This window comes from Bradyrhizobium sp. STM 3561, from assembly GCF_045571455.1.
Lineage (GTDB): Bacteria > Pseudomonadota > Alphaproteobacteria > Rhizobiales > Xanthobacteraceae > Bradyrhizobium > Bradyrhizobium vignae.
On the sequence record NZ_CP120695.1, the window covers coordinates 1,469,425 to 1,491,851 of the forward strand.

The following is a 22,427-nucleotide window of genomic DNA, read 5'->3' on the forward strand; positions in this document are numbered from 1 at the left end:
TGAGATCAGAGCGCGACGCTGCCCTACGGGCCTGCGACCTGCTGTAGCGTGTTGAAGCGCGCCTTCTGCTCGCTGCTCAGCGTGGCGTAGAACTCGTCCAGCGCCGGTTCGACCAGCTTGGCGGCCGTCAGCATGGCCTCGAGCCGGCTCTGCATCGCCTCGAGCCGTCCGACCGGCGTCAGGGGCACATCGTTCGGACAGGCAGCCTGCAGGCCTTCAACTCCCTTCGCGGTCGCTTCGCTGAGGCGGTCGAGCGCGTCCTTCTGCTTGCCTGCGGGGTGAAGTACGGCCTCGATCCTCTGGATCGGCAATTGGGTCAGGCTGGACTTGGGATCACCGCAGGTCTCGCTACTCGCTTCCTGCTGCTGGGACGAGCGGTCGCCGACATTGGGGCCGAGCGCGTTGAAGCGCGCCTGCTGTTCGTCGCTGAGCGAGTTGTAGAAATTCTCCAGGGCCGGTCGCACGATCTTGACGGCTTCCAGCGTCGCGCTGATGCGGTTCATCATCGCGCGCAGGCGGCCGGGCGGAGTAAGTGCATAGGTCTCCGCGCAGGTATCCTTGAATACATCGGCAGCCTTGGCCGCTGCGGTCTTCAACTCGTCGAGCAGCGCGCGTTGCTCCGGCGTCGGCTGCACGGCTCGCGCGATATCGGCGAGCGGCCAGGCTGTGACGCCCCTGTCCGGCGTGCTGCACAATTGCTGGAGCGTTTGCGGACTCGCGCTGGCGCGCGACCGTGCGCGGTAGCCGCCGCCGGCTTGCGGATAGTCATACGGATTGGTGCTGGCATAGGCGGAATAGGGGCTGCCACTGCCCCAGAATACGGTATCGACGAAGTCGTCATAGGCGTAGGCCCAATAGCCGGGCTCGTAAGCATAGGACCAGAACGTGTAGTCAAAAATGTCGGAGTAAGCGTATGGCCAGAACACCGGGCCGAGCCACGCCACGAACACCGCGGGATGGCGGTGACGCCAGGCCTGCCGGGGAGCCCAGCCGCTCTCGCGGGTCACGAGCGCCGCTTGAGTCTGCGCAGTTGCCTGCTCGCGGAACCGCTCCGCGAACCGCCCGCGCTGGGCGGCCTCCACGGCGGCCGCAGCCGCCGGCGTCCGCCCGGCCGGAGCCTGGAGCCCAAGCCGCTGCTGGCGCGCCAGGTCACTCTGCTGGGCGCGCTGCTCACGTTCAAGCAAGCGGTTCTGCGTCTGGAGTGTCCGTTGCTGCTCGCGCAGCGCCCGCGCCCCTTCCGGCTTCTGCGACTGGAGTTGCTGCACGCGCTGCTGGAGGCGATCGATGCGGGCCTGACGCTCCGTCGTCTGGCGCGACAGCATCTCGCGCTGCCGCTGCTGCACCATTTGCTGGCGCTGCTGGATTTGCTGCTGGCGCTGTTGCGCGCGCTGTTCGATCTGATCGTGCCGCGACAGCCGCTCGCTCGCGGCGGGCGGTGCGCTGGGCCGCGACGGGGCGGCGATGTGCGGTGACGGCCGCGGTGCCATGGCCGGGCGTTGCGGTGCGGCCGGCGCCCGATGGAATTCAGGCCGCGGCGCTGCCACACGCGGGGCCGCTCGCGGCGGTGCAGCGAAGTGCGGGGCCGGGCGAGGTGGCGGTGAGGCCATATGCGGCGCCGGACGTGGCGCCATGGCCGGCGGATGGAATGCCGGCGCGGCGGGACGTGCCATGGCTGGCGGCGCCGCCGGACGTGACATGGCCGGTGGTGCTGCTGGCCGCGCTGCGGCTGGGCCGGGTGGCCCGCCCCTTCCATGTCCCTGGCCGGGTCCTTGGGCGAGCGCACTGATGCTCGCCGTCAGCATCGAGACACCAACTAAAGCAGCCGTCAGGCAAACGCCACGCGGAAGCATGATTGTCGCTCCCACTTCGTAATCGCCCACGACGTTCAACGCACAGCCGGCGGAATCGTTCGTTCTCGGCCAAGACCGGCATTGCGATCTTCCGACGCAGGCTCTCGAGATTCTGCGTCAGGTGGTGGCGAGCCACTCCAGCGCCCAGTCGACGCGCTAGGACGCGCGGTTGAGAAAGATCGGCAGCCCCTGCTTGTTGGCGTAGATGGGGCGGTAGCGCTCCGTGTTGTAGCTGCTCGCAACGTCCAATTTGCGCGGACCGAGCTTGGCGTCAGGGATGGGCACGAGGTCGTAGCGGCCCTCGACCAGCGCCGACATGAGGCCGGTCTTGCTTTCCAGCATGGCATCGTAGGCCATGTTACCGAAAGTCAGGGCCACAAGCTTGTCGATGAAGTCCGGATCGCCCGATCGCAAATCGTAGGTGAGATCGGAGATGATCGTCTCCTCGCCGGTGCGCTGCTTGATCTCGTCGGCAAGCGATTCCGCCACGTTGGCCTTCTTGCGGTGACCGTAGGCGTCGGGCTCGCCGTATTCCCGCAGCTTGTAGCCTTCCCACTGAGCTCCCTCGCTGAGCACGATCAGCGCGTAGTTGCTTGGATTGGCGCGCTTGTCCTCGATGAGCAACCGGATCAGCTTGTCGAGGTCGACCTTATACTCCGGTATGACGCATCGTATCGAGGTCGCATACGCGGTGTAGAGTGCCGTAAATCCGGCATCGCGGCCAAAGACGCGGAAAATGCCAATTCGCTCATGCGAGCCGACTGTCGTGCGCTGCCGCTGGATGGCATCGCTGGCGCGGGTGATCGCGGTCGAGAAGCCGATGCAGTACTCGGTGTTGCGGACGTCATTATCCATCGTCTTCGGGATGGCGATGATCTTGACGCCGAGTTCGTTGAGCTTGGCCGCATAACTGAGTGTGTCGTCGCCGCCGATGGCGATCAGGTGTTCGATGCCGAGTCCCGAGAGGTTGGCGAGCACCCGGCTGGTGAGGTCCCACGTCTTTGTCGCGATGCCGCCGTTGGTGCTCAGCGAGACCGGAACATCATTGCCGACGAGATGATAGGGCAGCTTTTGTATTTTGGAGGGATTGACGCGGCTCGAGTGCAGCACGGTGCCGCCGCGCCGGTCGATGGTTCGAGTGTTTTCACGGTTCAGCGGGATGACGTAGTGGGACCTGCTGTTTGGGTCGTCGAGGTTCAGGTGCGTGAGCGCCTCCCAACCACGGCGCAGACCGACAACCTCGATGTCGTCCTCACTGCCGCGATAAGTCACGCTCTTGATGACTGCATTGAGGCCGGCGACGTCGCCGCCGCCCGTGAGAATCCCGATGCGTTTTTTGGCCATATCCACCTCCCGGATCGGCATGTCGTCATAGCGACTGCATCTGTCGATTGAACGGTGAACGACGCTCCAGCTTCTGATTGAAGACGGTCGCTACTCGGCCGCTTCCGGCTTGCGGTCGTCGCGCAGTCGAAAACGCTTCAGCAGTCCGGATACGGTGTCGCGGAAGCCGCCATATTCCAGTTCGGAATAGGGCAGCATGGCGGCGCCAGACCAACCTTGGCTGCGCATCTCGATGGCCTTGCGCTGGGCGCGCCGGCGGACCTCATCCCACGCCGGGTTGTCGAAGAAATCGGTGTAGGACTCGGCAAACCGGCCTTCCCTGTCGATCGAAAAGCCGACGCAAGAAACGATCGGCAGGCAGTACATGCCGGTAACGGGGGTGTTGAGTGGCACCGGCATGAGCGGCATCACATGCGAGCCGCGTGCATCGCCGCCCACGAAGTGCGCTTTGGCGAACGGCGAGATTATCTCCTCCGGAGCTGGAAAAATCCCCTGGTTCCTGACGATCGCGACTGGATCATCCTTGCCGGTGTACTTGCCTGCGATCGCGTGGAGGCGCTGTGCCGAAACGGCCGCGGCGACTTCGCCATGGGTTCGAGAAACGATGCGATCGATGCCAAAGCGCTCGTTGTCGCGAAGCAGGGCGGCAATGTGGTAGCTGTCGGCGGGCGCGTCGAGCTCGAGCAGGCTGTCGCCGGCTGTGTTGTCCATGTCGATGATATGGAAACGGAATCCCTGGATCATCGGAGGCAGCATCAACCCAGCGCAGTACATGGGGTCGGCAAAGGCGAGATAGAGCGGCAGGTTGTAGGCGCCGGGGCCGCATTTGTCGGCCGCGAACACCATAAAGGATTCCGCGGGTCGCAGGCCGGAGAGGCTGTGGTCGAAGCTGAGCTCGGCGACGCCTGGGCCGGCGCCGCGAATGTTCCCGGAAGGCGCGTCGGCGAGAAGATCCTGGCCAGCACCGTAGAGCCCGGAGGTCTTCGCGACCGAGGTGGCCGCCAGGAACGTCTTCCAGGCGAGTTGATGGACCTCGGAGCTTCCTTCACCCCGCGTGTGCGTCATGATGATCGCAATGTCATCGCCGGTGTGGCAGATGAAGCCGTCGATCAGCAGACCATTGCAGATCGCCTTGGCAACCTCGCCCTCGACAGTCGCGATCATGCGTGAAGACGGTTTCGTGTGCCCGCCAATGGAGCCAACGTCAGCTTTGATGACTGAAAGAGTGAGTCTCATGAGCATTACTCCGATCCGCGCAGCTCTGCGCCTCCGGCCTCGGCGCTTGCTGCGCCGGGCACGGCGCTGCTCATTCGCGGACAAAAACGTCCGTCGCTCCGATAGGTTCCACGCACCCCGTTCGTCCGGTTGCCGGGATCACGCACAGTCTTGCCTTAGGACCATGCGTCACTATTGCTGCGCTGCACGAGTCCGGTTCTGGCCGGACCGCTAACTCGTGGTTGGCCGCCGCCGGCATGCGATCTTCCGACACAGCCTCAAGAGAAATCCTGCGTTAGGGTGGCGGCGAGCCGCTCCAGCGCCCAGTCGATTTGATCGCTGGTGATCACTGGCGCCTCCTGCCGCAACAGCGAGACGGCCGGCTGGACTGGCGGATGAGGCTCATTTGATCTCGGCCAGATAAAGGCTGGGGTCGAAATAGTCGGCCGCGGGGACTGGATTGGGGATACGGCCCTCTGCAATGAAGAAGTCGCTGACTTGCTGGAGCCATTTGACCACGGTCCCATCCGTGTAGAGCCGTTTCCATTCTCTCGACGTGAACATCTTCTCGGCCTTGAAAGCCTCGCTGACGTCCGAGAGCTTCGCCTGGCTGTAGTGATTGTCATGCAGCGTCTGAGCCGCCGGCCCGGGATTGCGCACCATGTAGTCGTTGGCTTCCGCCCAGGCGCGGATGATCCGGACCAGCACCTCCTTGTTGTCCGCGTAATAGTCTGGTCTCGCTACCCATCCGCCGAGGACGGCGGATTGGGGATAGAAGGCGGAGGCGTCTACCAGCTTGATGGCGTCCGGTATTTCCTCGCGGACCGTGATGTTGAATGGCACCCAGAGCGCTACGGCCGGCACCTCGCCGGACATGAAGGCCCGCACCGCGCCGGACATGTTGCGATCGACGATCTCGACTTGCGACGGATCCACGTTGTTGGCGCGGAGCGCCCGGTCCAGGAAGATGTGCGCCGTGGTCCTGGTCGTCGTCGCGATCCGCTTTCCCTTGAGATCGGCGAACGTGCTGACGCCAAGGGCTGGCCTCACCCAGAGCTGAGCCGTTGCGACCTCGATATCGTTCATGACGAAGGCGCGTCCCCGCCCGAGTGCGAGATAATTGGAGATCACGCCGCCGGCGGACAGCACGTCCAACCGACCGTCAGCCATGGCCTCGAAAACCTCCGGCCCCGTGTTGAACTCATGCAGCTCGAAATCGAGGCCTTGCTTGTCGAAGGAGCCACGATCCAGCCCGGTCCAGATATGCCCGTCGACCGCGACCACGTGAAGGTAGCCCAGCCGCAACTTCGTTCTGGCTTGCGCCACCGATGGCGCAGCGAGCATCGAGCCGATCGCGACACCTGCCGCGCGCTTCAGAACCTGCCGCCGATCGAGGCGTTGTGACAGGGCAGCGCTCATGTGTGATGCCTCCCCGCCTGACGGGGCAGCGGAATGACATCAGCCGAGCGGAGACGCTCCGCATGAAGCTGAGCGACGCGATCTTCGGGATGGTTCGACAGAAACTCCGACACCATACCGAGAGCGGCCGCGTCATCGCGGCGTTCGACAATGGCGTAGACGGCATCCCATCGCCGGCAGAACTCCAGTTCGGAGCTGATATCGCCCGTCCGCTCGCATCGGAGCTCAAATAGCGGAAAGGATTCCGCGAATCCCTTCGGCTGAATGCGATCGACGCAGCGGAAGACGAAGTGAGTTTCCGCGCGATCTTTCACGGCCGCGGAAACCAGCACGCGCGTGCCGTAGCTCTTGTTCAGCCCCTCGAGCCGCGAGGCCAGGTTGATCGTGGCACCGAGAGCCGTGTAGTTCATTCGATCGGCCGAGCCGACGTTTCCGACGACGGCGTCGCCCGAATGCAGGCCAAAGCGCGTGGCGAAGGGCGGCCAGCCCTCCGCTTCGAACGTCGCGTTCAACTGCTCGTTCCTGCGCAAACACGCGAGCACGGCCCGGCAAGCGTTGACGGCGTGCTCTGCATCATCAGCCGGTGCATTCCAAAATGCCATGACGGCGTCGCCAATGAATTTGTCGACCGTGCCCTGGTTGGCCATGATGACTTCCGACAGGGCCGCAAAATATCGCGAGGTATAGATCATGACCTGCGACGGATCCGCCTTCTCGGTCTTCGCAGTGAAATCGGCCACGTCGGTGAACAAGACGGTGATCTCGCGCCGCGTGCCGCCGAGCGCGAGCGATGCGCCGGATTCGATCAGTTGGCGCACGATCTGCTTTGGTACGAAGCTCGAAAAATTGCGGATCACGGTGCGCATGGTGAAGACCGAACGGGCCAGGTCGTCGATCTCCTGGATCATCGAGCGAAGCTTCGGGCGCTCCGTGAGCTGGAAATGCTGGATCTCGTCGGTCTGCCGGGCGAGTTCGCGCAACGATCGCGCCAGCAGCGAACCGATCCAGAATGCCAGCGGCACCATGGCGGCGACGAACCCAAGCGCCGTGACGAACAGGGTGCGACGTTCGGCGATGATCTCGGCGAAGAACTCGTCCAGCGGGGCGACCACGGCGAGCCTGACATTGGCTGCACCCGCGCTCTCGACCTTCTGGAACGCCGCAACGTAGGTCCGTCCCGCCTTGTCCGACAGGAACTGGTGAGCGTGCCCACCTGCCTCTGCCGCCCGCACCGCCTGGGAGAGGCCCCCAAGATTTGTCGCCTCGATCTTCGGCAGCTCGTCTCCGCGACCTCGGAAATCCGTCATCAGCTTGCTCATCTCCGGATGGGCCACGATCCGTCCGTCATCGTTGAACAGGAAGGCCGTTCCGGAGCCGAGCTGCTGCCGCCGGAGGAGCGCCTCGGACTGGCTGAGCAGGATGTCGCCCGCGACGACACCGCGCCGTCCCTCCTTCAGCGGAATGCGCAGCGTGTAGCCGGGAAGCCCTGTCGCGAAAAACACGTAAGGGCCGGTGAGAAGAGTGCCTTCCCTCCTGAAAGCGTCGGTATACCAACGCCGCTGCCGCGGATCGTAATCGCCTGGCCCCGGCTTCTCTTCGAGTGGGATGAGGTTGTCCGACAGGAGCATCGTGGTGGCAGGGTGAGCCGCCGGGCCGGTCCGGGAAATCGCAACGAGGCGGAATGTCGCGTCCTCCGGGGCGTTCAGGCTCGACCGGAAGGCGGGGCCAGCGCGATCGATCATGTCCATCTCGAGGAACGAGCCGTCTTCGTAGCCGACATAGAGGTTGAACAGCGGCTCGTTGTTGCGCAGCATTGCCGCCATCAGGCCATAGAGCTTCGTGTTGTCGTCGATGTCCGCGGACTGGACTGAGGGAAGTCCGCCCAGGATATCGAGGCAATCGCGAACATTCTTGAACTGCGAGTCGATCCGGTCCGCCCCGAGCTGTGCGACCTTATCGATGAAGGTGCCGGCTGCGCTCCGGGTGATGTCGGTGACGCGCGCGAAGCTCAAATAGACGAGCGTCAGCCCGACCAGCAGCACGACCGCAATGAACACGGTGATGATCGACGTCCGGAAGCCGACGCGAAGGGAACGCTGACCGTTGGAGACGCTTGCGCTCATTGAAGGTGCCTTGCTGTTGCTCTCCCACTGGTATTTCCGGACGATCGGCTTGGCCGACGTCGTGTCCGGCGTCAGCGAGATCGCGAACGTCAGCCAAGTGTTCCAGCCCTGCGGTCTGTTCTAGGCCGGCAAAGACGTAGCTTGGACCGACAGAGCAAGATCGGCCTTACCGCTGATGCCGACATCCAGACTGCCGCCGCGGGGAAACTGTGCTCCTGGCGCCGCCGAAACGTCGGTGTGATAGTAGATCGTGGCCCAGGCCCAACCGCATAGGCGTTAAGGTAGCGCGAGCATCGATTGATACGGACGTTTTCGAGGAGGCTCGCGCAGGTGCCGCCCAAGCGCTCGCTTTCTGCGGCGAAAGCAACGGATGGTTGGTTGTGGAATGATCGCTTGTAGCAAGGATGCAACGAGTTGTTGCAAAACACGCCAAGCGCCAGGTGCCGTCAGGCGGCCTGCGTCCAGCGGGGAGAGTCCTCGAAGTCGCGGGCAAGCGGCTCGAGCAGCAGGATGATCAAGAGGTGTGCCAGCAAGTAGGGCTTGGCGGAGCGCGGATCGGTTCCAGGTGGCGTCTTGAGACCAATCAGACTCTTCAGTCGCTTGAAGCCAAGTTCGATGCGCCATCGCAGTCGATAGAGCGCGAGTACATCCTTGGTGGAGAACTCGTCCCGCGCGAGCGACGTGACCAGAATGACCCAATCCGCGGCTTCCAGAGTTTCTTTGGAGATGACGCGGTTTTCGTCTTGTGCGTCGCGCCGGGCTTTACGGCGCGAAGCCGCGACTGCACCGGCGGGCTTCTTGACTGCGACCAGACGCATAGCCAGAGGCGCACCGTCCTTGCGTTTGATCCAAATCCTCCGATCGATCAGTCCGTGCGCCTTCGCCGCACGCAATTGGGCCATCAGATCGAACGCAAGGCCTTTGGCATCAAGCCAACGTGCGTTCTTCCAGCCCGCTCGGATCAAAACGTCTGCCCCGGCGTCGCGCACAGCGGCGATGCGGTCAGGTTGTAGATAAGCGCGGTCAGCAATGCGGATCTCGTTCTTGACCACCGGTATCCGGTCAAACGTTTCGCCTTCTTGCTGATCTGTCAGCTCGAAGTGACCAAAGCGCTCATATGGCAGATCGAATGCACTATGAACGCGCCAAAGCTCACTGTTCCTGCGCGCAGCCGGTCCTGCCTGAGGCACTGTCGTCGCATCGATAATGCGGATCAGGCGGCCTCGGCTCGCTTTCGGGGCTGCCGCAGCGAGCAAGCCCTCCACCAGCACTGCAAACCAATCGCCACATTGACGCAGGCGATAGAACAACGCCACGCTGCTGAGGTCGGCAAGGCCAACAGAAGCGGCCCACGCGGCTGTCGATCTCAACCCTCTTTCACCCAGACAATAGGCCAGCATCAGCCGAAGTAACGACACCGCATCTGGAATTTGGCGCCGCCGCACGAAAGCCTTCGTCTGGCGCGCACTTATTTCAAGCTGCGCAGCCCCGCCGAGCTGCGTAACCACTCTCGCCCAGTCCTCGTTCAGAAGCGATTCGTCTGCCATCCCGCCTTGGAATCACGTGTGATTCCAACACTCAAGAACAAACTTAACGCCTATGGGCCCAACCGGGGGTGCCGGGTGCTGCAGCGAGGCTCCCAAAGGTTCCGGGCAGCCAGAAGCTGATGCCGCCTTCGTCGGCCGAAGCGGGAGGCCGACTGGCGAGCAGCGCAAAAGCGCACAGACAGCCGAGCGCGATTAGTTTTCCTTTTTGACTCCTTGTCATGCCTGTCCCCTCCGATAGCTCGCTTCTTCTGACGCGATGAGATCCGTCTGAGTCGCGGCCGTTATGATGGGCCTCCTTGCCTCGCAGACAAAAGCTGGCTGTAGCGTATCGACCGATGACACCGGTTCCGGCAGCCGCCACATGAACAGGCGGAAGGTCACCTTGTTCGGCGTCACGTCAATGATCGAGAAGCCGTTCTTCTCGGTATCACGTCGGGGTCAATGTTGTTTCGCTCATCGAGTCCTCCATCCGCAATAAATTTCACATCGCTTTCGGCTCAATCGCGTGCCATGGCGCGCGAGGCCGTAGCTCCGAGTTCCGAGCCGCCACGGGTTACGGCCGCAAATTGACGTAGCTCGGCGGAGTTCAAGTCAGCGCTTGCCGCTGCTGCCCTCCTGTAGCTTTGCGAGCACCTGATCGAGCGAAAAGCTGCCTGGCTTCTGCCGCGGCGGAAACTCGACATATGATTTCAGGTGCTGGGCAACCACGTCCTGCGCGGGGACAAGGGCAAAAGCACGTTCGAGCCGCCAGGTGACATATTCGCCCGAATCGAACTGAGCCCGCTCGAAAGGATCCGCGCGAAGGTCCGTGAGTTTGGGGAGCCGAAGCGGTACCAGCGGATCCTGCCACACATCGATTCCGTTCGCTCGCTGCTCCAGAAACAGGAGCTTCCAGCGGTCATAGCGAAGAGCGGCAAGGTTGCCGTCATCGGTCCAATAGAAGAACTCCTTACGCTTGGTTGGCCCCCTACCGGCCAGCAGAGCACGCTGATCATAGCCGTCCAGGTGGACCTTGAAGTTCTTGCCGGCAGCTTGGTACCCGGCGAGCAGCTTCTCCTTCACGTTCGGCTCACCCGCAGCAGCTACCAACGTCGGCACCCAGTCTTCATGGGACATGAGTTCGTTGATTTCAGTCCCAGGTTTGACAACGCCGGGCCAGCGGATCATGCCGGGAACGCGGTAGCCGCCCTCCCAGCTCGCGTTCTTTTCCCCGTGAAACGGAGTCGTGCCGCCGTCCGGCCACGAGAAGACTTCGGCACCATTGTCGGTCGTATAAAGTACGATCGTGTTGTCGGCGATGCCAAGATCTTCGAGCTGCTTGAGCAACTGACCGACCATGCCGTCGTGCTCGACCATCCCGTCAGCCTCAAGTCCCAAACTGGTCTTGCCACTGGACGACGGCTTGAGGTGGGTGAACACGTGCATGCGCGTCGAATTGAACCAGCATAGGAAGGGTTTGTTGGCCTGGCTGTTCTTCTCAATGAATGCCATCGCGGCGGACAAGAACTCCTCATCCACCGTCTCTTGGCGTTTTTTGGTGAGCCGACCGGTGTCTTCGATCTTCTGCTTGCCGACCCGGCCAAACCGCGGATCTTCAGTCGGGTCATCCGCGTCCGTCGCGTATGTGTGGAGAACGCCGCGCGGACCATACTTGGCGAGAAACGCCGGGTCCTTGGGATAGTCTGGGTTCTCCGGCTCGTCTTCAGCGTTCAGGTGGTAAAGGTTGCCGAAGAACTCGTCGAAGCCGTGTACCGTGGGCAGAAATTCGTTGCGATCACCGACGTGGTTCTTGCCGAACTGTCCGGTCGCATAGCCGAGCGGCTTAAGCAATTCGGCAAGCGTCGGGTCTTTTTCTGAGAGCCCCTCCTTGGCGGCGGGAAGGCCAACTTTGAGCAGTCCTGTTCGGAAGCAACTTTGCCCCGTGAGGAACGCAGCGCGACCCGCCGTGCATGATTGCTGAGCATACAGATCAGTAAAGATCGCTCCTTCTCTCGCAATGCGATCAATGTTGGGTGTGCGATAACCCATCATGCCGCGGCTATAGGCACTGATATTCCAGTAGCCGATGTCGTCGCCGAAGATGACGAGAATATTCGGCTTGCTGCCCGAAGGTGCAGCGGCAGGTGCCGGCGAAGGCGCGGCGCCTGCGCCAGTGCGTCGGAGGCAAGAGTTGCCGCGACCAGGGCAGTTCCACTCAAAAGCACCGTGCGGCGATCAAGCGAGTCTCGCTTTGACTTCGAGGCCATCGTCAACTCCCATTTTTCTGACTACGCATCTGAATCCGACGTGACTTGTTGATGTATCGACCGGTTCGGCATGGCGGGCCGCGGGCCGGTAGCGGCGGCAATAGTTCGGCGCGCAAAGATGCGAGCCGCCCTTCAAGACCTTGCGCGGGATTTTTACGTTGGGCAGGGTCGGGTCGTAGCTCGCATTTTCCTGCCCCGAGCGCGGATTGCGTGGAATGCAACAGGCTTTTTGCGCAACGGCCTCATGCCGGGCCGACCACCAATCCGAGGTCCACTCCCAGACGTTGCCGATCATGTCGTAAACGCCGTAGCCGTTCGGCGTAAACGCGTTCACCGGCGATGTGCGCTCAAAGCCGTCCTCGCAGAGATTTTGGACCGGGAAGTTTCCCTGCCAGACATTCGCCATGTGTCTGCCGCCTGGCGCGAGCGCATCGCCCCAGGCAAATTCCTTGCCTTCCAGCCCGCCGCGCGCGGCGAACTCCCACTCGGCCTCGGTCGGCAGATCCTTGCCTGCCCATATCGCGTAAGCGAGCGCATCTGCATAGGAGACGTGGACGACGGGATGATCGTCCAATTCCCTAAGATTGCTCTTGGGGCCGTAGGGATGGCGCCAGTTGGCGCCCTTCATGAAGCTCCACCACTGGCTCCAATCCCTGGAGTCGGTGATGCGCTGCGGTGGCGAGAATACCAGCGAGCCAGCGTAGAGCATCTTCTTCAGCGCACCGGGATAGTCCTTGGGATTCGGCACCGTCTGGGCCGTGGTCACGTAACCGGTCGCGTTGACGAATTCCTTGAACTGTCGATTTGTCACCGGCGTGCGGTCGATCCAGAAGCCGTCGACCGTGACGCGATGGCTGGGCGCCTCCTCCGGATAATGATGATCCGAGCCCATGCGGAACGTGCCGCCGGGAACCCACGCCAGGTCCTCGGTTGCGACATCATCTCCCTGCCGCTTGTTATGTTCGAGAGCTTTCCGGAGCATCTCAAGGCGCCCGAGCGCGTGAGGAGCCGACCCCGGTGCAAATTCGTGCGCCAAACGGAGGCTGGATTGATCTAGATCAAAGTTTCGAATGCATCAGAGTTTGCCCTCTCGATTGAGAGAAAGAGGACGAGGCGAAGAATCCGCTCCTAGCCATCGCGTCGTTCCGCCTCTGTGCGGGATTCAATCGCTACCAGGGCGTAACGGACATTTGGCAAGCCTACTGCTATCGGCCGCCGCCGCCCTGCGATCTTCCGACGCAGGCAGGTTCAAGAGAAATCCTGCGTCAGGGTGGTGGCGAGCCGTTCCAGCGCCCAATCGACCTGGTCGCTTGTGATCACCAGCGGCGGAGCGATGCGGATCGTTTGCTCATGAGTATCCTTGGCGAGGATGCCTTTGCTCTGAAGCGCCTCGCAGTAGCGGCGGGCGCGGCCGGCCTCGGGATGCAGCTCGACCGCCAGCATCAGGCCGCGCCCGCGCACCTCGCGAATCGTATTGGCACGAATGTCTTTCAGGCCTTCGAGAAAGCGCGCGCCCTGCTTGGCCGCGTTCTCGACCATGCCTTCCTCGACCAGCACGCGCAGCGCCGCGCGCGCCACTGCGCAGGCAAGCGGGTTGCCGCCGAACGTCGAGCCATGCTGCCCGGGTCTCAAGGTCCCGAGCACGTCGTTGTTCGAGAGCACGGCCGAGACCGGGTAGAAGCCGCCGGACAGCGCCTTGCCGAGCAGCGTCACGTCCGCCTCTATGCCCTCGTGCTGTTCAGCGAGCAGCTTGCCGGTGCGGCCGAGCCCGGTCTGGATCTCGTCGAGCACCAGCATCACGTTATTGGCGGTGCAGAGCTGGCGCACCTTCGTGAAATAGCCGGCTGGAGGAATGATGACACCGGCTTCGCCCTGGATCGGCTCGACCAGGAAGGCGACCGTATTTGGCGTGATTGCCTGCTCCAGCGCCGCGGCGTCGCCGAACGGGATGATCTTGAAGCCCGGCGCGAACGGCCCGAAATGTGCGCGGGTCTCGGGATCGGTCGAAAAGCCGACAATGGCCAGCGTGCGCCCGTGAAAATTGTTGGCGCAGACGATGATCTCGGCCTGACCGTCCGGCACGCCCTTGACCTCATAGCCCCATTTGCGCACCGACTTGATCGCGCTTTCGACTGCCTCCGCGCCGCTGTTCATCGGCAGCACCTTGTGGGATCCGGTGAGTGCCGCGATCTCCTCGTAGAACAGGGCGAGCTGGTCGTTGTGGAAGGCCCGCGAGGTGAGCGTCAGCCGGCGCGCCTGTTCGACCATGGCGGCCAGGATCTTGGGGTGGCAGTGGCCCTGGCTGACCGCCGAATAGGCCGACAGGCAATCGAGATAACGGTTGCCTTCGGTATCCCAGACCCAGACACCTTCGCCGCGCGACAGAACGACCCCGATCGGCTCGTAATTGCGGGCCCCAAAGCGTGCTTCCGTTGCGATGAAATCAATGACCGACGAGCTCATTTGTCGTCACTCCATTGCCGCGCACGGGGCGTCAACCGACGGCACCAGCGGCCTTCAGCTTGATTTGGGTATCAACCTGCCGCCTTGGAAGCCTGCATTCACCAATGGCGTGGTGCGGCCCGATTTATCCTTGATGTCAGATAGTTCTGCCGAACCGCAGGGCCTCGTCCGTCGACCCGGCCTCTACTGTGCATGGGGTTGTTTTCGCAATTTTTGTTTTGAGGCTTCATCCGATCGAGCAGGGCACGCTCGAGAACCCACGAAACCGCACCCGTCCGCCCCGCACCGGCTGGCCGCTGACGGCATAGTTCGGGAAGCGCGCCAGGAAGCGCCAGATCGCGATCGCCCCTTCCAGCCGCGCCAGCGCCATGCCGGCGCATTGATGTGCGCCTGTGGCGAAGGCGAGGTGCCGGTTCGGCGTGCGCGCGATGTCGAAACGTTCAGGATCGGGAAACTGCGCGGGATCCCGGTTGGCTGCCCCGATGCACAGCGTCACCGATGTGCCCGCCTCGAGCATGACGCCGCCGAGCTCGACCTTCTCCGTGGTCATGCGGTTGCCGAGCTGGTTCGAGCTCTCGTAGCGCAGCATCTCCTCGACCGCGGTCTTGATCAGGTCGGGGTTCTCGATCAGCCGCTGCTTCTGGTCGGGATGGCGGTCCAGCGCGACGAGGCCATTGCCGATCAGATTGGTGGTGGTCTCGTGGCCGGCATTGAGCAGGAAGATGCAATTGTGCAGCAGCTCCTTCTCGGTCAGCCGCTCGCCGTTCTCCTCCCCCTGAATGAGTCGCGTCAGCACGTCGCGCTCGGGATTGCCTGGCTTTGCACGCCGCCGCGCGACCAGCGTTTCGAGATAGGCAAGGAAGTCCGTCACCGCCTTGTTGCCGCGCGCAGCCAGGTCAGGCGACACCACGGGTTCGAGCGCGCCGAGGATCGCCAGCGACCAATCGCGCAGCGGCCCGCGTTCGCCATGGGGAACGTCGAGCAGATTGCCAATCACCTCGATCGGAATCGAAGCGGCGAAATCCTCGATCAACTCGCAATCGCCCTTGGCCGCGATGGCATCGAGCAGACTGTCGACGAGCTTGATAAGATCGCTCTCCATCCCCGCGATCGCGCGTGGCGACAGTGCGCCCATGATCAGGCGGCGCACCCGGGTATGAGCGGGCGGGTCGTTGAAGACCAGGCTGGTGGTGTGGTGCTCGTAGAGCGGGGTGTCGCCGTATTTCGGCGCGAACTCGTGCTTCTTGTCCGAGCTGAACGACTTCGTGTTCTTGTAGGTGGTGACGAGATCGTCATAGCGGGTCAGGAACACCGTGCCGTTCGGCAGGCGCTTGACCGGCTCGTTCTCCCGCAGTGCACGATAAGTCGGATAGGGGTTGTCGTAGAATTCCGGCGTCAGCTTCTCGAGGTCGAAGCTTGCCGCCAGCGCCTTCGCATCTGCGTTCATCCCGTTATACTCGCCGGTTAAAGCCGTTATGCCGTTTTTGTTGTTCTGGTCGGCGCGCGCATGCGCCTACAGTCTTTGCACCTTGCTAGCCGACCGGACGGGAAAATGCACGCACGCGCTGACGCTGCCGACACGGCGCCGAACTGGCCCGACGATATCTTCGCGACCTTGCAACGCTTCGACGTGCGACAGGTGCCTTACGTGCCTGACGCCGGTCATTCGAAGCTGATCCAGCGCGTGCTGGATTCCTCCACCATGCGCGGCATTCCGCTGACGACCGAGGAGGAAGGCGTGGCGCTGCTCGCCGGCGCGTGGGCCGGCGGACAGCGTGGCGTGCTGCTGATGCAATCGAGCGGCGTCGGCAATTGCATCAACATGCTTTCGCTGATCCCGATCCTGCGCTTTCCGTTCCTCACGCTGGTGACCATGCGTGGCGAGTGGGGCGAGTTCAATCCCTGGCAGGTGCCTATGGGTTCGACCACGCAAGGCGTGTTCGAGCTCTCCGGCGTCCAGGTATTGCGCGCCTCGCACGCAGCCGAGGTGCCGGCGGTGTTAGAGGCCGCCGCAGCCCAGGCCTACAACGCGCTTACGCCCACCGCCGTCCTTCTGTCGCAGCGCCTGATCGGCGCCAAGGTTTTCACCAAATGAGCAAGGCCAATCTCCTCGACCGCCGACAGGTGGTCTCCACCCTGCTTGCGAACCGCAAAGACGTCGTTGCGATCGGCGGCCTCGGTGCCTCCACCAACGACATGTGCGCGGCCGGCGACCATGCCCGCAACTTCTATCTCTGGGGCGGCATGGGCGGTGCGGCGATGATCGGGCTGGGTCTGGCGCTAGCGCAGCCGAAACTGCCGGTGCTGGTCATCACCGGCGACGGCGAGATGCTGATGGGCTTGGGCAGCCTCGCCACCATCGGGCTGCAGAAGCCCGCCAATCTCTCGATCGCCGTGCTCGACAACGAGGCCTATGGCGAGACCGGCGGCCAGACCAGCCACACCTCGGCTGCCGCCGACCTCGTCGGCGTCGCCCGGGCCTGCGGCATCGATGACAGCCGGGCCGTCACGACCATGGCGGAGGTCGAGGCCTTCGCCAAAGCCATCCATGAGGTGTCGGGGGGCCCGCGATTTGCCAATGTGAAGATCGATAGCGCCAATCTGGAGCGAATTCTGCCGACCCGGGACGGGACCTACGTCGTCAATCGGATCCGCGCCGACCTGGGCTTCCAGCCGATTTAGGCGGTCCGCCCCATCCTTTGCATCCTCTGCATCCTTTGGCATCTGTCCTGCACGCGTGCCGTGCAGGCTGGATATTCTCCACTAGCTTCACACCGCATGCAGGTTGCGATGCAACATAGTGCTTGACTTCTGCGTGGGTGAGTGCTTACTCACCCAGCATGAGCTCATTGCGTATGACGAGCGACCTGAGGCGTCAATTGATCCTCGGCGCCGCAAAGCGCTGCTTTGCCCGACACGGCTATAACGGCACCACGACGAAGAGCGTGGCGGCCGCCGCTGCCATTTCCGAGGCGTTGCTGTTCAAGCATTTCCCGTCCAAGGCGGCGCTCTACGCCGAAATCCTCAGCGACGAATGCGAGGCGGATCCGGCTTTGATCGAGCTGCTCGAGCGGGAGCCGTCGACCGCCACCCTCGTCGAAGTGATCCGTGGCATGGTCGAGCATTTCCTCGAGATCGTCGAGGGGCCGGACCAGGAAGAGGCGCAGCGCCTGCGACTGATGGCCACGAGTCATTTGGATGATGGCGAATTCGCCCGTCTGCTATATGCCAAGATCGAGAAGCTGATCGGGGCTGTCTTCGTCGCCTCGCTCGAGCGTGCGGTCGCCAGCGGTGACGCGCGGCCATTCAGCGGCGATCCGCTCAACCTGTTCTGGTTTGCACATCACACGGTGATGACGGCTGCGCTGACCAGGCTGCCGGCCACGCCTTGCCTCGCGTACGGCAAGGCTGGCGACCTCGAGCGGCAGCTCTGTGAGTTTCTCCTGAGGGGTATCGGACTTAACGACGCCGCAATTGCTTCGCATCTGGGCCGCAATCAGGCCGCAGGTGCTGGCAAGGCCGCGATTGCAGAAAGTGCATGACATGAACATCGTAGCCGAACACAAGATTTCGGGCGAACCGATCGACAACAAGGCTCCCAAGCGTCCGGTCCGGCCGGTGCGCTGGTTCATCATCGTCGGCACGCTGCTGGCCGTGCTCGTCGGTGGCCTCGTCTGGTTCAATTACTTCCGCGGCCAGATGATCAAGCAGTTCTTCGCCAACAACAAGCCGCCGCCGACGGCCGTCAGCGCAGCCGAGGCGAAGTCCGAGGTGGTGCCGAACCTGCTCACTGCGGTCGGCAGCCTTGTCGCGGTGCACCAGGTCGACGTCAGCGCCGACGTCAACGGTCGCGTCACCGAGATCAAGTTCGAGCCGGGCACGCATGTCGAGGCCGGCACGCCGCTGGTGCAGCTGTTCGACACGCCCGAGCAGGGCGACCTAGCCAGTTACAAGGCGCAGGCGACCGTCGCGCAGCTCTCGCTCGACCGCGCCAAGCAGCTGGCCTCTCGCCAGTTCGGCCCGCAGGCGACCGTCGACCAGGCGCAGGCCGCTTACGACCAGGCGCAGGCGGGCATTGCCAAAACCGAGGCGCTGATCTCGCAGAAGTTGGTGCGCGCGCCGTTCTCCGGCGATCTCGGCATGCGCAAGGTCGAGGTCGGCCAGTATCTGACGGCCGGCACGGCGATCGTCTCGTTGACCGACCTGTCGGAGCTGTGGGCCAACTTCACGGTGACCGAAAAGGATTCCGGCAGTCTCAAGGTCGGCCAGACCGTGCGGCTCAAGGTCGACGCCTATCCTGGTCGCACCTTCGAGGGCAAGATCACCACGATCGAGCCGCAGATCGCAGCCGACACCCGCAACATCCGCGTGCAGGCGACGATCGCCAATCCGGAGAAGATCCTGAAGCCCGGCATGTTCGTGACCACCACGGTGGTGCTGCCGGACAAGCCGGCGGTGATCACCGTGCCTGAAACCGCGGTCGACTACACGCTCTACGGCGACTCCGTGTTCGTGATCACCGAGAAGAAGGAAGCGGACGGCAAGACCAGCCTCTCGGCGGTACGCACCTTCGTGCAGACCGGCAACCGGGTCGAAGGCCGCGTCGAAATCGTCAAGGGCTTGAAGGCGGGCGACAAGGTCGTCGCCGTCGGTCAGCTCAAGCTGCAATCGGGCGCGCCGGTGTCGATCTCGACTGACCCGACCCCGGCAATCCCGGCGCAGGCGCCGCGGTACTGACACCTAACATTCGCGTGATCCGGCCAAGCCGGATCACGCTTCTTGAGACATAGAAATCGAGATCGCCGCGATGGCCTTTACCGATATTTTCATCAAGCGCCCGGTCCTGTCGGTCGTCGTCAGCCTGCTGATCCTGCTGATCGGACTGCGCGCGGCCATGGTGCTGCCGATCCGGCAATATCCGAAACTGTCGAACACGGTCATCAACATCACGACCGTCTATCCCGGCGCGTCCGCGGACCTGATCCAGGGCTTCATCACCACGCCGATCGAGCAGGCGGTCGCCTCTGCCGAGGGCGTCGACTACATCACCTCGTCCTCGGTGCTCGGCACCTCGACGATTCAGGTCTACATCAAGCTGAATTTCGATCCGAACCAGGCGCTCACCGAGGTGCTGGCGAAGACGAATTCGGTGAAGTACCTGATCCCGAAGGAGTCGAACGATCCGATCGTCACCAAGACAACGGGTCAGACCACGGCCGTGATGTATCTCGGCTTTTCGTCCGAGGAGCTGTCGGGCTCGGCCATTTCCGACTATCTGACGCGCGTGGTGCAGCCGGTGCTGTCGACCGTCGACGGCGTCGCCTCGGCCGACATTTTGGGCGGCCAGACGTTTGCGATGCGGCTGTGGCTCGATCCCGTGAAGATGGCCGGCCGCAACGTGTCGCCGGCCGACGTTGCCGCTGCCATTCAGGCCAACAACTTCCAGTCTGCGGCGGGTCAGACCAAGGGCTATCTGATCGTCTCGAACGTCTCGACCAATACGGGCCTGACCAATGTCGATCAGTTCAAGAAGATGATCGTGAAGGCCAAGGACGGCGGCTTCGTGCGGATGGAAGACATCGCCACCGTCGAGCTCGCGGCCCAGAGCACGGATGCCAGCGTCGCCTTCAACGGCGAGCACGCGATCTTCATCGGCGTGCAGGCAACGCCGCAGGGCAACCCGCTGACGCTGGTCAAGGGCGTTCGCGCGCTGTTCCCCGAGCTGGAGCGCAATTTGCCGCCCTCGATGAAGATGAAGGTCGCCTATGACTCGACCAAATTCATCCAGTCCTCGATCGACGAGGTGGAGAAGACGCTTGGCGAAGCCGTGATCATCGTGATCGTGGTCATCTTCCTGTTCCTGGCCTCGCTTCGCTCGGTCATCATTCCCGTCGTCACCATCCCGCTGTCGATGATCGGCGTCTGCACACTCATGCTGGCGCTGGGTTTCAGCTTCAACCTGTTGACGCTGCTCGCGATGGTGCTCGCGATCGGCCTCGTGGTCGACGACGCCATCGTGGTGGTGGAGAACATCCACCGCCATCTGGAGGAGGGCAAGTCGCCGGTCCAGGCCTCGCTGCAAGGCGCGCGCGAAATCGTGGGACCGGTCATCTCGATGACCATCACGCTCGCGGCGGTGTACGCACCGATCGGGTTCCTCGGCGGCCTCACCGGTTCGCTGTTCCGCGAATTCGCTTTCACGCTCGCGGGCTCGGTGATCGTGTCGGGCGTGATCGCGCTGACGCTGTCGCCGATGATGTGCTCGGTGCTGCTGAAGAACACCGAAGAGGGGCGCTTCGCCAAGCTCGTGAACCGGGTGTTCGGCGCGATCACGCGCTGGTACGGGCGCAAGCTCGATCGCTCGCTCGACTACAAGGCCATCACCGGCCTGTTCGCGATCACGATCCTCGGCCTCGTCGGCTTCCTCTACATGCACACATCGAAGGAGCTGGCGCCTGAGGAAGACCAGGGCATCGTGTTCGCGGTGACCAAGGCGCCGAAATACGCCAACATCGACTATCTCGATTTCTATGGCGAGAAGCTCGACAAGGAATTCGCAAAGTTCCCCGAGACCGATCTGCGCTTCGTGCTGAACGGCATCAACGGTCCGCAGGGCGGTATCGCCGGCATGCTGCTCAAACCGTGGGACGAGCGCAAGCGCTCGTCGATCCAGCTGAAGCCGCTGGTGCAGGCCGAGCTCTCCAAGATCGAGGGCGTGCAGGCCTTCGCGTTCAACCTGCCGCCGCTGCCGGGCGGACCGGGCGGCCTGCCGATCCAAATGGTGATCAACTCCACGGCCGGGTTCCAGACGGTCTATGAACAGATGGAGAAGCTGAAGGACGCCGCGCGCAAGAGCGGCATGTTCATCGTCTCCGACAGCGATCTCAACTTCAACCAGCCGAACGTGAAGGTGACGATCGACCGCACCAAGGCGCAGGACCTCGGCGTCAACATGCAGAACCTCGGCTCGACGCTCGCGGTGCTGCTCGGCGGCAATTACATCAACCGCTTCAATCTCGAGGGCCGGTCCTACCAGGTGATCCCGCAGGTGCCGCGCGCCAAGCGGCTGTCGCCGGAATCGCTCGGCGGCTACTACGTGACGACCAATACCGGTCAGCAGCTTCCGCTGTCGACCGTGGTGTCCATCGAGACCAAGACCGACCCGAATTCGCTGACCCACTTCAACCAGCTCAATTCGGCGACGTTCTCGGCCGTGCCGATGCCCGGTGTGACCGTCGGCGCCGCGGTGGACTTCCTCGAAGGCGAGGCCAAGAAGCTGCCGCAGGGCTTCAGCCACGACTATCTGGCGGACAGCCGTCAATACGTGCAGGAAGGCAACCAACTCGCGATCACCTTCGGTTTCGCCCTGATCATCATCTTCCTGGTGCTGGCGGCGCAGTTCGAGAGTTTGCGCGATCCGCTGGTCATCATGATCTCGGTGCCGATGGCGATCGTCGGCGCGCTGATCCCGCTGTTCTTCGGCGTGGCGACCATGAACATCTACACCCAGGTCGGTCTGCTCACTCTGGTCGGCCTGATCACCAAGCACGGCATCCTGATGGTGGAGTTCGCCAACGAGCTCCAGGTCAATGAACGGCTCGACCGCCGCTCGGCCATCGAGATGTCGGCCCGCATCCGCCTGCGGCCGATCCTGATGACCACGGCCGCGATGGTGACCGGCCTGATCCCGCTCCTGACTGCAACCGGCGCGGGCGCCGCCAGCCGATTCTCGATCGGCCTCGTGGTTGTCGCCGGCATGTCGATCGGCACGCTGTTCACGCTGTTCGTGCTGCCGGCAGTCTACGTGGTGCTGGCGACCGACCATCGCGCGGCGGCCGATTCCGAGCGGAACAAACAGGTCAACGAACTCGACCTTGGCACAAAGGTGTTGCGGCCGACCTGAGGCGCAACGCAAACCGGTCCCGAGGGCGGCAGCGGTCATCCGCTGCCGCCCTTTTCGTCGTGTCCCTGTATGGGCGGCATGCGGCTGCAGCCTCAGCCGCGGGACGGTTCCTTAGCCCGCTTGCGAGAGGGAGCGGTTCTTCTTGCTGAAGCGCGAGATTAGGGTGAGTCGTCATTCGCGCTTTAGGTTATTGTCTTGGACATGGTCTTTTCGGAGAACCGCTGCGCACTTTTCGGGGGCATGCTCTAGGCTCACCGCGGACGTGAACACCAAGGCAGGTGTAGTTTCCAAATCATGACGCTGCCGCGCATGATCGC

At 63.0% G+C, this 22,427-nt stretch carries 16 protein-coding genes and 2 pseudogenes; 7 read left to right on the forward strand and 11 right to left on the reverse strand.

What is annotated here, in order from left to right; translation table 11 throughout:
- Positions 1-23 precede the first annotated feature (23 nt).
- On the reverse strand, positions 24-1,007 hold the full coding sequence (locus P6U28_RS06665) for a Spy/CpxP family protein refolding chaperone (protein WP_244607690.1): 984 nt from the start codon (positions 1,005-1,007) through the stop codon (positions 24-26).
- A gap of 9 nt (positions 1,008-1,016) precedes the next feature.
- On the opposite strand from P6U28_RS06665, the gene P6U28_RS06670 reads away from it, so the two are divergent.
- Both P6U28_RS06670 and P6U28_RS06675 read left to right on the forward strand, forming a co-directional pair.
- The gene (locus P6U28_RS06670; RefSeq protein ID WP_244607689.1) at positions 1,017-1,472 is read left to right on the forward strand and encodes a hypothetical protein; all 456 of its coding nucleotides are present in this window, start codon (positions 1,017-1,019) and stop codon (positions 1,470-1,472) included.
- 125 nt (positions 1,473-1,597) lie between these two features.
- Positions 1,598-1,786 carry a hypothetical protein gene (locus P6U28_RS06675; protein WP_162500378.1) on the forward strand — a complete coding sequence of 63 codons (189 nt, stop codon included), beginning with the start codon at positions 1,598-1,600 and terminating at the stop codon, positions 1,784-1,786.
- 220 nt (positions 1,787-2,006) lie between these two features.
- Here P6U28_RS06675 and P6U28_RS06680 read toward each other — a convergent pair whose 3' ends face one another.
- The 10 genes and pseudogenes from P6U28_RS06680 to P6U28_RS06725 form a co-directional block, all read right to left on the reverse strand.
- Complete coding sequence (locus P6U28_RS06680) at positions 2,007-3,194, reverse strand: 6-phosphofructokinase (RefSeq protein WP_164937217.1); 1,188 nt, start codon at positions 3,192-3,194, stop codon at positions 2,007-2,009.
- A gap of 90 nt (positions 3,195-3,284) precedes the next feature.
- The gene (locus tag P6U28_RS06685) at positions 3,285-4,436 is read right to left on the reverse strand and encodes a fructose-1,6-bisphosphatase (RefSeq protein ID WP_312016191.1); all 1,152 of its coding nucleotides are present in this window, start codon (positions 4,434-4,436) and stop codon (positions 3,285-3,287) included.
- Between the two features lie 375 nt (positions 4,437-4,811).
- Entirely contained in the window at positions 4,812-5,828 is a 1,017-nt protein-coding gene (locus P6U28_RS06690) for an ABC transporter substrate-binding protein (RefSeq protein WP_122404340.1), read from the reverse strand.
- On the reverse strand, positions 5,825-7,951 hold the full coding sequence (locus P6U28_RS06695) for an adenylate/guanylate cyclase domain-containing protein (protein ID WP_122404339.1): 2,127 nt from the start codon (positions 7,949-7,951) through the stop codon (positions 5,825-5,827). The genes P6U28_RS06690 and P6U28_RS06695 overlap by 4 nt, the downstream gene beginning before the upstream one ends.
- Positions 7,952-8,397: 446 nt before the next feature.
- Entirely contained in the window at positions 8,398-9,498 is a 1,101-nt protein-coding gene (locus tag P6U28_RS06700; RefSeq protein WP_407121976.1) for an IS4 family transposase, read from the reverse strand.
- A gap of 55 nt (positions 9,499-9,553) precedes the next feature.
- Positions 9,554-9,718 (reverse strand): annotated as a pseudogene (locus P6U28_RS06705) (phenol degradation protein meta); the annotation flags it as partial.
- 371 nt (positions 9,719-10,089) lie between these two features.
- Positions 10,090-11,744, reverse strand: a pseudogene (locus P6U28_RS06710) (arylsulfatase).
- A complete protein-coding gene (locus tag P6U28_RS06715; protein ID WP_122404336.1) occupies positions 11,713-12,726 on the reverse strand; it encodes a formylglycine-generating enzyme family protein in 1,014 nt (337 codons plus the stop codon). The pseudogene P6U28_RS06710 and the gene P6U28_RS06715 overlap by 32 nt, the downstream one beginning before the upstream one ends.
- Positions 12,727-12,992: 266 nt before the next feature.
- Positions 12,993-14,207 (reverse strand): ornithine--oxo-acid transaminase, encoded by a 1,215-nt coding sequence (gene rocD / locus P6U28_RS06720; RefSeq protein ID WP_122404335.1) that lies wholly within the window; start codon positions 14,205-14,207, stop codon positions 12,993-12,995.
- A 226-nt stretch (positions 14,208-14,433) separates the two neighbouring features.
- Complete coding sequence (locus P6U28_RS06725; RefSeq protein WP_407121977.1) at positions 14,434-15,654, reverse strand: cytochrome P450; 1,221 nt, start codon at positions 15,652-15,654, stop codon at positions 14,434-14,436.
- Between the two features lie 105 nt (positions 15,655-15,759).
- On the opposite strand from P6U28_RS06725, the gene P6U28_RS06730 reads away from it, so the two are divergent.
- The 5 genes from P6U28_RS06730 to P6U28_RS06750 all read left to right on the forward strand — a co-directional run bounded on the left by P6U28_RS06730 (position 15,760) and on the right by P6U28_RS06750 (position 22,110).
- Positions 15,760-16,302: a phosphonopyruvate decarboxylase gene (locus tag P6U28_RS06730; RefSeq protein ID WP_162500376.1), complete on the forward strand. Its 543-nt coding sequence runs from the start codon at positions 15,760-15,762 to the stop codon at positions 16,300-16,302.
- Positions 16,299-16,889: a thiamine pyrophosphate-dependent enzyme gene (locus tag P6U28_RS06735; RefSeq protein WP_122404332.1), complete on the forward strand. Its 591-nt coding sequence runs from the start codon at positions 16,299-16,301 to the stop codon at positions 16,887-16,889. Before P6U28_RS06730 ends, P6U28_RS06735 begins: the two co-directional genes overlap by 4 nt.
- Before the next feature lie 158 nt (positions 16,890-17,047).
- Entirely contained in the window at positions 17,048-17,749 is a 702-nt protein-coding gene (locus P6U28_RS06740; RefSeq protein WP_122404331.1) for a TetR/AcrR family transcriptional regulator, read from the forward strand.
- Between the two features lies 1 nt (position 17,750).
- Positions 17,751-18,944, forward strand: a complete 1,194-nt coding sequence (locus tag P6U28_RS06745; protein ID WP_122404330.1) for an efflux RND transporter periplasmic adaptor subunit — start codon at positions 17,751-17,753, stop codon at positions 18,942-18,944.
- 70 nt (positions 18,945-19,014) lie between these two features.
- Positions 19,015-22,110: a MexW/MexI family multidrug efflux RND transporter permease subunit gene (locus P6U28_RS06750; RefSeq protein WP_122404329.1), complete on the forward strand. Its 3,096-nt coding sequence runs from the start codon at positions 19,015-19,017 to the stop codon at positions 22,108-22,110.
- Positions 22,111-22,427 lie beyond the last annotated feature (317 nt).

Coding starts and splice junctions, on each gene's coding strand:
- P6U28_RS06740 (WP_122404331.1), top strand. CDS start 17,048: ATGAGCTCATTGCGTATGACGAGCGACCTGAGGCGTCAATTGATCCTC.
- P6U28_RS06735 (WP_122404332.1), top strand. CDS start 16,299: ATGAGCAAGGCCAATCTCCTCGACCGCCGACAGGTGGTCTCCACCCTG.
- P6U28_RS06745 (WP_122404330.1), top strand. CDS start 17,751: ATGAACATCGTAGCCGAACACAAGATTTCGGGCGAACCGATCGACAAC.
- P6U28_RS06690 (WP_122404340.1), bottom strand. CDS start 5,828: ATGAGCGCTGCCCTGTCACAACGCCTCGATCGGCGGCAGGTTCTGAAG.
- P6U28_RS06680 (WP_164937217.1), bottom strand. CDS start 3,194: ATGGCCAAAAAACGCATCGGGATTCTCACGGGCGGCGGCGACGTCGCC.
- P6U28_RS06695 (WP_122404339.1), bottom strand. CDS start 7,951: ATGAGCGCAAGCGTCTCCAACGGTCAGCGTTCCCTTCGCGTCGGCTTC.
- P6U28_RS06700 (WP_407121976.1), bottom strand. CDS start 9,498: ATGGCAGACGAATCGCTTCTGAACGAGGACTGGGCGAGAGTGGTTACG.
- P6U28_RS06750 (WP_122404329.1), top strand. CDS start 19,015: ATGGCCTTTACCGATATTTTCATCAAGCGCCCGGTCCTGTCGGTCGTC.
- P6U28_RS06685 (WP_312016191.1), bottom strand. CDS start 4,436: ATGCTCATGAGACTCACTCTTTCAGTCATCAAAGCTGACGTTGGCTCC.
- P6U28_RS06715 (WP_122404336.1), bottom strand. CDS start 12,726: ATGCTCCGGAAAGCTCTCGAACATAACAAGCGGCAGGGAGATGATGTC.
- rocD (WP_122404335.1), bottom strand. CDS start 14,207: ATGAGCTCGTCGGTCATTGATTTCATCGCAACGGAAGCACGCTTTGGG.
- P6U28_RS06730 (WP_162500376.1), top strand. CDS start 15,760: ATGCACGCACGCGCTGACGCTGCCGACACGGCGCCGAACTGGCCCGAC.
- P6U28_RS06725 (WP_407121977.1), bottom strand. CDS start 15,654: ATGAACGCAGATGCGAAGGCGCTGGCGGCAAGCTTCGACCTCGAGAAG.